The sequence below is a fragment of the Rhodobacter capsulatus genome (assembly GCF_003254295.1).
GTDB lineage: Bacteria > Pseudomonadota > Alphaproteobacteria > Rhodobacterales > Rhodobacteraceae > Rhodobacter > Rhodobacter capsulatus.
Genome location: NZ_QKZO01000004.1, coordinates 170,371 through 183,645 on the forward strand (window position 1 = coordinate 170,371; position 13,275 = coordinate 183,645).

A 13,275-nucleotide genomic window follows, 5' to 3' on the forward strand; every position below is an offset into this window, starting at 1 on the left:
CATCGCGTCCTCCGATGGCTCAGGCGCGGGCCTGATAGAACCGGCTCGCCTCGGTGATCGCATATTGGCCACGCTTCACCTTGGCGATCTTGCCCTGACGCAACAAGGTTCCGAACATCCGCAGCCGGTCTTCGCGGCTGAAGCTGGCGTCGCCCACGGCCGAGACCTTGCTCATGATCTGCGGCGGCGAGAAATGCGGCCGCCCCTCGACCTGCGCGGTATAGGCGGCGGCGGCTTCCAGCAGCTCGGCCAGACCCTGCGGCGCCCGGCTTTGCGCGAATTCGGCAAAGCTCGAGGCTTCCTCAGGGCTCAGCGGCAGCTCGATCTCGTCATCGGCAGCCTCGGGCGCGGTTTCCTGCACCAGGGTCGCGGCCACGATCCGGCGCGGACGGACCGCCTGCGCCTTGGCGACGGCCTCGGCGGGGGCGCGGTCGACGCGCTGCTCGGAGACCAGCACCAGCGGCGCCGGGCGGGCTTCCGGGCGGGCGGCGGTCTGATGATGGCTTTCGCCGACCCCGGGCAGCACCGGACGGCGCGGCCGCACCGCCTGCGTCAGATCCTGCCGATAGGGCGCGGTCTCGTCCTTTTCGACAGCCTCGTTTCCGGCCCGGCGTTCGGCCACGGTGGCGGCCACGGCGGCCTTGAGATGCGCGATCGCCGAGATCCGGCGCCGGTTCTCGTTGCCTGCCATCTGCGCATCGGCCTTTTCCAGCAGCCGCGGCAGGTCGCCCTCGGGCAGCGGCGGGGCTTTCGCGGCCGGGCGCGCGGGCAGGATCAGCGGCTCGGTCGGGTGGGTGCGGCGGTCGGTGACGCCGGGCGGCAGCGCGTCGGGCGGCACCTGGACAACGGTCAAGGCGGCGGGCGCAGGCTCCGGCGGGTCTTCGGCGAAAAGCGCGTCAAGATCGATCGCGGGCGTCCTGACCGCAGGCGCTTCGGGCGCGGCAGCCGCCGCGGGGGCGTCTTCCTCCGGTTCGGGCTCCGGTTCGGGATCCAGCTCGACCACCAGCGCCTCGAGGTCGACCTCGGGTTCCGGCGCGGCTTCGGTTGCGGCAGGTTCGGTTTCAGCCGGGGCAGGGTCGGCTTCGGCGCTTTCGGTGCTCCAGCCCTCGATGCCCCAATCGACATCGCCCAGATCTTCCGTCAACGCGGCCAGATCCGCCATCAGCTCGGCTTCCGCCTCGGCGCTCAGCGCCGCCGGTTCCGGCGCGGCCGGGCTTTCGGGGGCAGCGGCTTCGGCCATCGTCGCACTGACCGAGGCCAGCATCCGGTCGATGTCTTCGGCAGCTTCGGGGGGGACTTCGGCTTCGGGCGCGGGCACCGCCGCGGCGGCGGCCAGCGGCTCGGCGCGGCGCAGCTTGATCACCCGGGCCCGGATCACCGGGCGCGGCGCCTCGGGCGATGCGGCGGCTTCCGCAGCCGCCACCTCGGGCGCGGTCGTCTCGGGGGAAGCCATCTCGGGGGAAGCCGTCACGGGGGCGGCGGGCGCTGGCACGGCTTCGGCCTCCGGCGTGGTCCCCGGTTCGGCCGCATCCTCGACCGCATCCTCGGCGGTGCCTTGCGCCTCGGCCTGCAGCTGCCGGGCGGCGCGGCGTTCGGCGCGGCGGCGCATGCGTTCGATCTTTTCGGGATCCATGCTGCCGCCCGGGGTCTCGTCTTCGTCCTCGTCCTCGCTCTCGGCGGCCGGGTCGGCGCGCGGGGGCTGCGTCGCCTCGGCGGAGGGCTCCTCGGCGCTCAACTCCTCCGCCCGCAGCGGGCCGGAGATATCCAGCGCAAAGCCGAAGTCTTCCGGCGCGGCGATCGGCTCGGCCGCAGTTTCGGGCGCAGGATCGGGCGTGACGGCGGGGGCGGCTTGCGGGGGGGCGGGAAGATCCGGCTCGGGGTCGGCCGGTCCCTGCGCCGCGCGCGCCTGTGCCACCGCCGAGCGGATGCGCTGCAGCTTCGCCGCCACCGATTCGCTGATCGGATCGCCGACACCCTCGGGCGCGGCGGCGGCGGGCCCCACCGGCGTCACCGCAACCTGCACCACGGCGGGCATCGCCACCACGGCAGGCGCCGGTTCCGGCGTCGCCGCAGCGCCGGGCCGCAAGACCACGCTGTTCTTTTCGATCTTCGCATCGACCCGCCGCGCCATTTCGCGCTCGGCGATGCGATGCAGCATCTCGGCATCGGGCTGCGGCGGCTCGGCGCCAAAATACCGGTCTTCCGCGGCCAGATCGCGGAAATATTCCGCAATCGCCTTCATCGTCGTGAAGGGCTCGTCGAACCCCTCCAGCGTGCACGAGAAGGTGCCGTAGGAGACGGTTAAGATCTTGCTCGCTCCAACCATGGGCGTTTCGCCTCTCCTGAACCTCATTGCGTTCACCATGCTTGGGAACTGGTGCTTTCCGGTGAACGAAAAAAGGCAAATGCAGGGAATTTTAGCGATATCGGTTGCATGTCTTTGCCTTAATCCTCATCAATCATGCCATGAATGCGGAAATTGTCCATTGTGAAGGCGGGGTCACGCTGCTGGGCGGGGGAATCGCCGCTCCGGCCGATGTTGCCATTTCGTTGACGATCGCGCCGGTGCTGGTGGCGGCCGATGGCGGCGCCGACCGGGCGCTGGCGCTGGGTCTGACGCCCGCGGCGGTGATCGGCGACATGGACAGTCTCTCGGCTGCGGGCCGGGCGGCGCTGGAGGACCGGCTGCATCCGGTGGCCGAGCAGGACAGCACCGATTTCGGCAAATGCCTGCACCATGTCGCGGCGCGGTTCTATCTGTGCCTTGGCTTCACCGGGCTGCGGCTCGATCACACGCTGGCGGCGCTGACCGAACTGACGGCGCGACCGGACCAGACCGTGATCCTGATCGCCGAGGACGAGGTGATCTTTCGCGCCCCGCCCCGGCTGGTACTGGATCTGCCTCCGGGCACGCGGGTGTCGCTGCATCCGATGGGGCCGGTGTCCGGGCGCTCGACCGGGCTGCGCTGGCCGATCGACGGGCTCGCTTTCGCCCCCGAAAGCCGCACCGGCACCTCGAACGAGGCGCTGGGGCCGGTGACGCTCGAGATCGACGGCCCGATGCTGGTGCTGCTGCCGAAGGATCAGCTTACGCCCGTGCTGCACGCGCTTTTGCCGCCAGACGCTCGCGGTGGATGATGTAAAGCCCCGAGGCGGTGATGATGCCGATGCCGACCCAGGTCAGCGCATTCGGGAAATCGCCGAAAACCAGATAGCCGAACAGCGTCGCCGTCAGCATCTCGAAGTAATGAAGCGGCGCCAGCGTCGAGGAGGGGGCGTATTTCAGCGCATAGCTCATCGACATGTGGCTGACGGTCGAGGCCAGCCCGACGCAGAAACACCAAAGCCAGAAGATCCCCTCGGGCAGCTCGAAGCGCATCTGGCCGAGGTCGAATTGCCCGCCCAGCGTCAGGATCGGGATCAGGATCACGATCGCGGCCCAGGCGGTGTGCAGGTTCATCGGCACCGGATGCATGTGCCGCGACAGCGCCCGGGTCAGCAGGATGTAAAGCGCGAAACCGACCGCGGTGCCCAGGGGGTAAAGCGCCACCGCGCCGAAGACGGCGAAAGACGGCTGGATCACGAAGAGCGCGCCGATGAAGCCCACGACCGAGGCGCCGATCCGGCGCGGCCCGACCTCCTCGCCCATGACGAAGCGGCCGATGAACAGGATCACGAAGGGCTCGACAAAGGCGATGGCCAGCGCATCGGCGATCGGCATGTGCTGCACGGCGGCGACAAAGGAATAGGTCGAGAGCACCGAGACCGCGGCGCGGGCAAAGGTCAGCGCCAGCGCCCGCCGGCTCATGCCCCAGGGATGGCCCAGAAGCGCCACGATCGGCACCATCAACAGCAGTTGCGCGACATAGCGGCCCAGCGTGACGGTGCCGACGGGGACCGCCTGCGCCGCCAGTTTCGAGGCGACGTCGATCAGCGGCGCGATGATGCAAAAGCCAAGCATCAAAAGGATGCCGGGCAGGATACGGTCTTGATGGCTCATGCTTTCGCCTAGCCTGCGGGGCAGGGGGCGTCCATCCTGAAAACGACGGGCGGCGGGCGATTTGCCGCGACCCGCATTGCCGGGTTGAGGGCGGGCGCGCTTGCGGATTAGGCTTGCCGAAACCTTCAGGCCCGACCTTACAGGAGACCGCCATGACTGATTTCTTCGACAGCCCCGAGGGCCGCCGCATCGCCTATGACCGCCGTCCGGGCAAGGGGCCGGGGGTGATGTTCCTGCACGGGCTGCATTCCGACATGACCGGCACCAAGGCGACGGCGCTCGACGCCTGGGCGGCGGACACCGGCCGCGGTTTCCTGCGCTTTGATTGTTCGGGGCACGGGCAATCCTCGGGCGTTTATGCCGAAACCTCGATCGCGGAATGGTATCAGGACGCGCGCTCGGTGCTTTTGAACCTGGCCGAGGGGCCGCAGGTGCTGGTGGGCTCCTCGATGGGGGGCTGGCTGGCGCTGTTGCTGGCGCGGGACTGCCCGGAAAAGGTCGCGGGTCTGGTGACGATCGCGGCGGCGGCCGATTTCACCGAGGACGGCTATTGGGCCAGTTTCTCGCCCGAGCAGCAGGCCTTGCTGATGGACCAGGGCTATCTTGACCTGCATCACGGCGGCCCGGTGCCCTATCGCATCAGCCGCAAGTTTATCGTCGATGGCCGCGACCATTTCGTGCTGCGCAAGCCCCTGGCGCTGCCCTTCCCGACGCGGCTTTTGCAGGGCTCGGAGGACCGCGCCGTGCCGCCGGACTGGGCGGTGAAGCTTTTCCACCATGCCACGGGGCCCGATATCCGGCTGACGCTGGTGAAGGGCGCGGATCACAATTTCTCCGCCCCCGACAATCTGGCGCTGATCAAGGCGGCAATCGACGAGATCGCGCCGCTCTGAGCCCGGAGTGCGGATCCGGGCACAGATCCGGGGCGCTAACCTTTGCGCGAGGGGGGTTTTCCCTCGCCCCCCCTTCGCGCTACCTAGGGCAAAAAGCGCGAAACCGCGCGTTGCTGGGGTGAGCATGTCTGCCGATCCGTTGATCTTCCTGCCGGGCTTCATGTGTGATGCGCGGCTCTACTGGCATCAGATCATTGCCTTTTCCGCCGATCGCGCGGTGATCGCCGTGCCGCTTTCCGGCGCGACGGTCGAGGAGATGGCCGAGCATGTCCTTGCGGTCGCGCCGCCGCGGTTCAGTCTGGTCGGGCATTGGCTGGGCGGGCTTGTCGCGATGGAGGTGGCGCGCCGGGTGCCCGAACGGGTCTCGGGACTGGGGCTGATCGACGTCTCGCCGCTGGCCGAGACCCCGGCGCAGGCGGCCAGCCGCGAGCCGCGGATCATCCGCGCCCGCACCGGACGGCTGGACGAGGTGATGCTGGAAGAAATTCCCGCCGCCGCGCTGGCCCCGGGCGAGGGCCGGGCCGAGGTGCAGGCGATGCTTCTGGAGATGGCCGGAACGCTTGGCCCCGAGCTGTTCACCAGCCAGTCCCGCGCCCTGATGCGCCGCCCCGATCAGCAGCGCGCGCTGCGCAATCTGCGGGTGCGGACCTTGCTGATCTGCGGCGAACACGACACGATCTGCCCGCCGCGGCGGCATGAATTCCTGGCGGAACTCATGCCGCAGGCGACGTTCCGGCTGATCCCCGGCGCCGGTCATCTGGCGCCGCTCGAACAGCCGCTTTTCGTCTCCGAGGCGCTGCGCGACTGGCTCGACGCGCCGCGCTGAGGGCCCCTCGGCTCAGGCGCTGCGGCGCGACACGAACAGCGCCGGTCGGGGCTCCTCGGCCTCAGGCGCGCGCGGCGCCCAGCTCTCCTCGCGCTGCAACTGGAAGGTCGCCACGGCCTCGGCCAGCGCCGTCGCCTCGCCCTGCAACGAGCGCACCGCGGCATTGGTCTCCTCGAAGACGGCGGCGTTTTGCTGCGTCGTGCGGTCCAGTTCCGTCGTCGCATTCGAGATCTCGGTGATCCCGGTCGCGGTTTCCTGCGAGGCGGTGACGATCTCGGCGATCTTTTGCGCCACATCCTCGACCCCGGCAACGATCTCGCGCAGCGCCTGACCGGAATCATGCACCAGCCCGACGCCCTGGTTGACGTTGTTCGACGCGGTCTCGATCAGCCGGGCGATCTCGCGGGCGGCTTCGGAGGAGCGCTGCGCCAGCGCCCGCACCTCGGAGGCGACGACGGCAAAGCCGCGCCCGGCATCGCCCGCCCGTGCCGCCTCGACCCCCGCATTCAGCGCCAGAAGGTTGGTCTGGAAGGCGATGTCGTCGATCACCTGCAGGATGCGCCCGATCGCCTCGGACGAGGCCTTGATCTCGTCCATCGCCGAAACGGCCCGCGACACCACCTGATGCCCGGCCCCGGCCCGGTTCGAGATCTCGGTCACCGCGCTGCGGGCGACCTGCGCCGAACTGGCGGCCGAACGGACGGTGGCCGACATCTGTTCCAGCGCCGAAGCGGTCTGTTCCAGCATCGCGGCATTGCGTTCCGACCGCCGCGCCAGGTCGTCGGCGGCCCCGGCGATCTCGCGCGCCGAAGTATCGACGGCGGTGGCGGACACCGAAATGTCGCCCAGCGTGCCGGTCAGGCTTTCGGTGGTGCGGTTCATCGTCTCCGCGATCTCGGCGAAGATGCCGTGGAAGCGGGAGGGCATGCGATGGGTCAGGTCGCGCTCGGCCAGCCGTTCCAGCGCGACGCGCACGGCGCTGAGCCCGTCATCCGCCGCCTCGCCGATCCGGTTCATCCCGGCGCAGAGATCGACGAAGATGCCGGTCTTGTCATCGGTGCGCAGCCGGCGCGAGAAATCGCCCTCGGCGCAGGCGGCCACCACGGCGGCGATTTCCGCGGCGGCGGCATGTTCGCGCGCCTGGGCGGCGGCGGCGGCGGCACGTTCTTCCTCGGCCTGGCGGGCCCGTTCCGCCATCTCGGCGCGTTCCTGTGCGGCGGCCGCGATCCGGGCCTGGGCTTCCCGCTCGGTGGCGGCGATGCTTTCCGCCTCGAGCCGCTGTCGTTCGAGGATCGTGGTCCGGAAGCTTTCAAGCGCCGCCCCGATCGAGCGCACTTCGCTGACCCGGGTCTCGGGCACGGTGATCTCGGTCCGCCCCTCGGCCAGTTCCTGCACCGCCGTCGTCACCGCGCGCAGCGGCGTCACCGTGGCGCGGAACAGCCGCACCGCCGAGACCCCGAGCACCAGCATCCCGATCCCGCCCGCCAGCAACATCAGGATATAGCCGCGCATCTTCGCCGCATCGGTCGCCGCCGTCATCCGCAGGACATCGGCTTCAAGGTCCTGGCGCAGGGCGGAAAGGGCCAGCGGCATGGCGTCATAGCTCTCGTCGCAGGCGCGCAGGATGCCGTCGATCTGCAGCGCGAGATCGGCATATTGATGGAAGGCGTCCTGATACTCGGTCAGCTTCGCCAGGGTCCGTTCGCGGTGCTGCGCCGAAACGAACATCGTTTCGGGATAGGATTTGAAGGTCTCGATCTCCTTGTCGAGCTTTTCGACATATTTCGGATCAAGACGCATGATGAAGTCTTTTTCGGACCGGCGCATCTTCAGCAAGGTCAGCTCGACCTTCGGCAGGGCGAGCGCGCCCACCATCTTCTCGGCGGCATGCACCGAAGCGCGCAGCTGCCCTTCCAGCCCGGAATCGGCATCAAGCCCGAGCACCACCCGGGTATCGGCAAAGAGGGCGAAATTCTCCTCGTAGCTGTCGAGCAGATCCTGCAGCGCACCGGCCCTGCTGGCGCTGTCGGCAAGGCCGAGGGCGGCTTCGTCGGCCACCAGCTCCTTGAGCTGCGTCGAGGCGTCCAGGATTTGCCGCGCGTGATCGCCGATTCGCGTTTCCTTGCGGTCGATGCGGAACTTCGCTTCGATGTCGCGGGCCGAGGCCAGGGTGCGCTCCAGCTTGGCCAGTTCGCCGTTCAGATGCGCAATGTCCAGGCTTTGCTGTTCGGCCCTGCGGTCGACGAGCGCTGAATAGAAGACGGTGGCCAAGACCGCCGTCGTGCAGACGACGATGACGAGGCCCATGCGGACCAGGTAGGAGAGAAAGCTGCGGGATGTACTTGCGCGTGCCATGCGGTTGCTCCGAAAGATCGCTCCCGCAAAATCACGCAAAGGAATTAAGGGCAGGTGAAGCTGCGCGGAGATTGGTAAACTTGTATCTTTGTCAGATCCGGGGATCGGGCGATGCGGCAACCGCCCCCCGGCCCTGTGGCCGGGGGGCGGTTCCGCGCAACCGGGCGGCGGTCAGCCCGCCATCCGCTGGTCCCAGGCCGCGCCGCCTGCGCGGCCGGCGATGCGGAACACGGCGCTGAACTCCTTGAGCGTGCGCGCCTCGTGCAAAAGACCCTGGGTCGCGGCGGAATTTTCCTCGAACATCGCGGCATTGTGCTGCGTCACCTGATCGAGCTGGTTCACCGCCGCTGTCACCTCGGAGATGCCGGAGGACTGTTCGGCCGCGGCGCTGGCGATCCCGTCCAGAAGCCCGTCCAGCTCGGTCACCAGCGTCTCGATCTCGCCCAGCGCGGTGTCCGAGCGCGCCGCCAGATCCACCCCCGCGGCAACCTGTCGCGACGAGGTGTCGATCAAGGCGGCGATCTCGCGCGCGGCTTCCGACGAGCGTTGCGCCAGCGCCCGCACCTCGGAGGCGACGACGGCAAAGCCACGGCCCGTTTCGCCTGCCCGCGCCGCCTCGACCCCGGCGTTCAGCGCCAGAAGATTGGTCTGAAACGCGATGTCGTCGATCACATGGGTGATGCGCGAGATCTTGTCCGAACTTTGCGCGATGTCGTCCATCGCCCGTTGCGTCTGTCGCACCACCTCGCGGCCGGTGGCGGTGGTGGCCCGGGTGCGGTTCACCGCCTGCGCCGCAGAGCGCGCCCCCTCGACCGATTGCGCGACCGAGGCCGCCATCTCGTTCATCGCCGCCGCCGTCTCTTCGAGCGAGGCGGCCTGCGTTTCGGTACGCCGACCCAGCTCCATCGAGGCCGAGCCAAGCTGGCCCGCTTCGGTCTCGACCACGTCGGTCGTCTGCACGATCGAGGCGATCAGCCCCGCGACCTTGTCGATGGCGCCGTTGAAATCATGGCGCAACCCTTCGTAGGCGGGCGGGAAGGTCTCGGTGATCCGGGCGGTCAGATCGCCCGCCGAGAGCGCCTGCAGGCCCTGCGCCAGCGCCGAGACGATATTCATCTGCTCGCGCATCTGCGCTTCGCGTTCGGCCTCGGTGCGCTGGCGTTCCGCCTCGCGCTCGCTCTGGCGGGCGGCTTCGGCGCGTTGCAATTCCGCCTCGGCCTCCTGTTCGCGGCGCCGCAGCGCCTCTTCGCGGTCGCGGGCCTGGGCCTCGGCCTTGGCGATCTCGGCCTCCTGGGCGCGGCGTTGCCGCTCCAGCTCCGCCTTTTCCGCAAGCGAGGCCCGGAACACTTCCAGCGCCCGCGCCATCTCGCCCACTTCGCCGCGCGCGGTGGTGCAGGGGACCGGGCTCTCGGTATCGCCGCCGGTCATCTGCCGCATCCGGTCATTCACCGCGCCGAAGGGGCCGGTGACCGTGCGCGCCAGCGCCGTCGCCGCCCCGCCCAACGCCACCAGCGCCACCGCCATCGCGATCAGCGAGGTATTGCGCAGATGCGCCAGCGCCGCGGTGATGTCGGTGACATAAGAGCCGGTGCCGACGATCCAGCCCCAGGGCGCGAAATCGCGCACGAAGCCGATCTTTTCCTCGGGCGTGTCGCTGTCGGGCTTCTTGAAATGGTAATGCACCTCGCCGCTGCCCGCGGTCTCGGCGACCTTGATCATCTCCACGAAGATCTTCTTGCCGTAGGGATCGGTGAAGCCGATCTGCGACTTGCCGATCCACTCGGGCATCGTCGGATGGACCAGCATCACCGCTTCGTGGTCGAGCACGTAGAAATAGCCGGAATTGTCGAACCGCAGCGCAGTCAGGCGCCGGGCGCCCTCGGCGCGGGCCTGGTCGGGGGAAAGCGTGCCCGCCTGCACCTGTGCTTCCAGATCGATCAGGACACCGATGGCGGTGTCGGTGACGTCGCTGAGATGCTGTTCGCGCATCTCATAAGCGTTCGAGACCGCAAAACGCAAAAGCGTCTCGGACAGGATGATCAGCGAAAGGGCGGCAAGGGCCACGATCGCGTAGATGCGGGCGGAGATACCGAAGAATTTGTTTTTCATGGGGCCTTGAGGTCTGGGAAGGTGAAAGCCTGGCCAGGTACGGTACGCGACAAGACAGGAAACGGGCCGAGTGGAGCCCCCAATCTGGCAGCCATCCGTCAATTTTCTCTTACAGTTCTGGATTTGTTTTAGCTTGAGCGATACCCGCTGCGGCTGTGGGCGCTCGCCCCCGAGCCCCGCCTTCGAGCCCCGCCCCCGAGCGCCGATTCCGAAGCCCTGCAGCAGGCGGCAAAGGCCCGAAAGCGGGCCGAGAATCCCGCTGAAATTCGGGATGGTAAGCAGGTTTCCATTTTTTCGATCGACTGGCATGTCTCTGATCGCGATGTCTTTTGCGGGCTGTCATGGCGACGACGCAAAACGTTGGCAGGCTCGGAACCGGTCGCGGTTTCATCTGTGAAAATCGCCTTTTGCGGGGTCCGTCATGGCAATTTTCGCGTTGGCATAAAGGGCCGATGCGGCCATGATTTGGCGGCATTTTCGATCCGGCCTGGTATGGCCTGCCTGTGCGGGGCGTTCGTCCGGCGGTATGGGGCGTGGATATTGTCCGATATGGCCTGTCGATGTCGGATTTTGGCGCAGGACTGCGGCGAGCTGGCCACTTTGTCTTTGGATGTGAGGATTTCGCTGCAAATCAGGGTCAGCTTTTATTCCCCAATTCGGCGCGCGGCCGGGGCGGGCGGTTGCCGTCCCGGAAAGCCTCTGGAAAGCATGTTGAAAAGCTTTCGGGCGCAGCGGGCAATTCGTTTGACCCGCCTGCCGGGTTGGCGCAATTTTGGCCCATCCCAAGGGAAGGGTGGAGGATGGAGGGGTTCGGGCCGCAGAGGGCCGCAGATCCGGGAAGATGACGACGGGGTCAGGGTCGGACACATGGCCCCCGAACATCGCGTCGAGACCGGGAGAGATCCCGCCCGACCACGGAACCGCGGCGATCGTGCCTGACCTCTCCATGACCCTCGGCCGGACCTCGGCGCCCCGGTTCCGCGTCCCGTGTCCTGCCGATTCTGTTTCTTCGACCCGCGGGGCCCCGCCCGCTGCTGCCGCCGAGTTCCCCGATGCTTGCCTTCGAGACTGCCCCCCCCGTCCGCCTGCCGCCGATCCCGGTCACATCGGCACTCCGCCCGGCCTGCCCCGGCCCGGAGCGCGAGGGCCAGGGCAGGGTGACGATCCGCCTTGATGCGCGCGGACGGATGCGGCAGGTGCAGCTGCAGCTTCTGGACCATTGCGGCGTCGAGACCTTCCTTGAGGGCCGCGCGATCGCCGAGATCCCCGAGGCGGTGCAGCGGCTGTGCGGCCTGTGTCCGGTCAGCCATCATCTGGCCGCGGTCAAGGCGATGGACCGGATCGCGGGCTATGACCGGCTGACCCCCACGGCGGAAAAGCTGCGGCGGCTGATGCAATACGGCCAGATCGTGCAAAGCCATGCGGTGCAGCTTTATCATCTGGCCGAGCCGGACCTGCTTCTGGGCTTCGACAGCGAGCGCGCCCGGCGCGGTCTGGTCGATGTCGCGCGCGCCTTTCCGCAGCTGGCGACCGAGGGGGTGCTGATGCGCCGCTTCGGGCAGGAGGTGGTGCGGGCGATCACCGGCGGGCGGTTGCGCGGCGCCGGGGCTGTGCCCGGGGGGATGCGGCGCCGTCTGGCGCGCGAGGCCCGCGATCAGCTGCGCGCCGATGTCGATCAGGTGATCGACTGGGCGGTGGGGGCGTTGCGGGTGCTGGAACGGCTGCATGGCACCAATCCGGCGTTTTACGACGATTTTGGCGCGGTCGACGGCAACCTGCTGGCGCTGGTCGGGCCCTCTGGCGCGGTGGATTTCTACGATGGCCTTCTGCGGGCCCGCGATGCCCGGGGGGCGACGCTCTTCGACGCCATCCCCGCCGCGGCCTATCGCGGGGTTCTGGCCGAACCCTCCGGCCCGGGCGGTCCGCATCTGCGCGCGCTGGGCCCCGAGATGGGCTGGTATCGCGTCGGACCGCTGGCGCGTTTGCAGGTCTGCGACCTTCTGACCTCCGAGAAGGCCGAGACCGAACGGCAGCGGCTTCTCGCCCCCGCGGACGGGAAGCCGTTGCAGGGGGCGGTGTTCCATCACGGCGCCCGGCTGGTCGAACTGCTGCATGCGGCCGAGCTGATCCGCGACCTTCTGGACGATCCCGAGCTGCTGGGCGCCGATCTGATGGCCGAGCGCGGCGCCCCGCAGCGCGCGGCCGTCGGCGTGATCGAGGCGCCGCGCGGCACGCTGTTGCAAAGCTACGAGGTCGACGAGGCCGGACGGGTCCGGCGCTGCACGCTGCTTTTGTCCACCCGCAACAACAGCCGGGCGATGAATGCGGCGCTGCAGGGGGTGGCGGCGCGCTATTGCGACGGCAGCCGGGTCACCGAAGGTCTGCTGGCCCATATCGAGGTGGCGATCCGCGCCTTTGACCCCTGCCTGTCCTGTGCCGCCCATGCGCTGGGGCAGATGCCGCTGTCGGTCGAGCTGATCGATGCCGCGGGGGCGGTCGTTTCGGGGCTGCGCCGGGGCGCGGACGGGGGGGTGTCATGCTGCGTTCGATCCTAGGACCGCGTCTGGTCGTCTTTGCCTGGGGCAATGAAAGCCGCGGCGATGACGCGCTGGGGCCGCGGCTGGCCGCGCGCATCGCCCGGGCGGGCTGGAGCCACATCACTCTGATCGAGGATGCGCAGCTGCAGGTTGAACATGCGCTGGATCTGGTCGGTCAGGATCTGGCGCTGTTCATCGATGCGGGCATGGGCACACCCGCGCCCTTCGCTTTTGTGCAGGCGATGCCGCGCCGGTTTCTGGGGCCCTCGACCAGCCTTGGCATCGGCCCCGAGGGGGTTCTGGAAGCCTATCGCCAGGTCATGCATGACGAGCCGCCGCCCGCCTTCGTGCTGTGCCTGCGCGGCGAAAGCTTCGCGCTGGAGGAAGGTCTCAGCGCCACGGCCCGGGCGCATCTGGCGCAGGCCTGGGGTTTTCTGATCCCGCTGCTCTCCTGGCCCGGGATCGACCGCTGGCAGGCGGCGCTGACCGGCCCGGCCGAGGATCTGTTCCCCGCCAGCGACGATCGCCGCTCGGCCGCCGAGTGAGCCCGCAGGA

Annotated in this window: 9 protein-coding genes; 5 read left to right on the plus strand and 4 right to left on the minus strand. The window is 68.7% G+C overall.

All coding sequences use genetic code 11. The features are described from left to right. Positions 1 to 19 precede the first annotated feature (19 nt). Positions 20 to 2,326 (minus strand): hypothetical protein, encoded by a 2,307-nt coding sequence (locus LY44_RS07370; protein WP_055210745.1) that lies wholly within the window; start codon positions 2,324 to 2,326, stop codon positions 20 to 22. A gap of 140 nt (positions 2,327 to 2,466) precedes the next feature. On the opposite strand from LY44_RS07370, the gene LY44_RS07375 reads away from it, so the two are divergent. Beyond that, positions 2,467 to 3,138: a thiamine diphosphokinase gene (locus LY44_RS07375; protein WP_055210743.1), complete on the plus strand. Its 672-nt coding sequence runs from the start codon at positions 2,467 to 2,469 to the stop codon at positions 3,136 to 3,138. On the opposite strand, the gene LY44_RS07380 is transcribed toward LY44_RS07375, so the two are convergent. Then, a complete protein-coding gene (locus tag LY44_RS07380; protein ID WP_055210741.1) occupies positions 3,089 to 4,000 on the minus strand; it encodes a DMT family transporter in 912 nt (303 codons plus the stop codon). The genes LY44_RS07375 and LY44_RS07380 overlap by 50 nt on opposite strands. A gap of 152 nt (positions 4,001 to 4,152) precedes the next feature. Here LY44_RS07380 and LY44_RS07385 point away from each other — a divergent pair, with 152 nt between their 5' ends. Together LY44_RS07385 and LY44_RS07390 are read left to right on the plus strand one after the other, a co-directional pair. Continuing rightward, positions 4,153 to 4,893, plus strand: a complete 741-nt coding sequence (locus LY44_RS07385) for an alpha/beta fold hydrolase (protein WP_055210739.1) — start codon at positions 4,153 to 4,155, stop codon at positions 4,891 to 4,893. Between the two features lie 124 nt (positions 4,894 to 5,017). Continuing rightward, on the plus strand, positions 5,018 to 5,719 hold the full coding sequence (locus LY44_RS07390; protein ID WP_055210737.1) for an alpha/beta fold hydrolase: 702 nt from the start codon (positions 5,018 to 5,020) through the stop codon (positions 5,717 to 5,719). A 12-nt stretch (positions 5,720 to 5,731) separates the two neighbouring features. Here LY44_RS07390 and LY44_RS07395 read toward each other — a convergent pair whose 3' ends face one another. Together LY44_RS07395 and LY44_RS07400 are read right to left on the minus strand one after the other, a co-directional pair. Then, positions 5,732 to 8,074, minus strand: a complete 2,343-nt coding sequence (locus LY44_RS07395) for a methyl-accepting chemotaxis protein (RefSeq protein WP_081024483.1) — start codon at positions 8,072 to 8,074, stop codon at positions 5,732 to 5,734. A 171-nt stretch (positions 8,075 to 8,245) separates the two neighbouring features. After that, complete coding sequence (locus tag LY44_RS07400; protein ID WP_055210733.1) at positions 8,246 to 10,183, minus strand: methyl-accepting chemotaxis protein; 1,938 nt, start codon at positions 10,181 to 10,183, stop codon at positions 8,246 to 8,248. Between the two features lie 1,052 nt (positions 10,184 to 11,235). Here LY44_RS07400 and LY44_RS07405 point away from each other — a divergent pair. Both LY44_RS07405 and LY44_RS07410 read left to right on the plus strand, forming a co-directional pair. Next, positions 11,236 to 12,738, plus strand: coding sequence for a Ni/Fe hydrogenase subunit alpha (locus tag LY44_RS07405; protein WP_055210731.1), 1,503 nt, complete (start codon positions 11,236 to 11,238; stop codon positions 12,736 to 12,738). Continuing rightward, the gene (locus LY44_RS07410) at positions 12,720 to 13,265 is read left to right on the plus strand and encodes a hypothetical protein (RefSeq protein WP_055210728.1); all 546 of its coding nucleotides are present in this window, start codon (positions 12,720 to 12,722) and stop codon (positions 13,263 to 13,265) included. The genes LY44_RS07405 and LY44_RS07410 overlap by 19 nt, the downstream gene beginning before the upstream one ends. Positions 13,266 to 13,275: the final 10 nt, after the last annotated feature.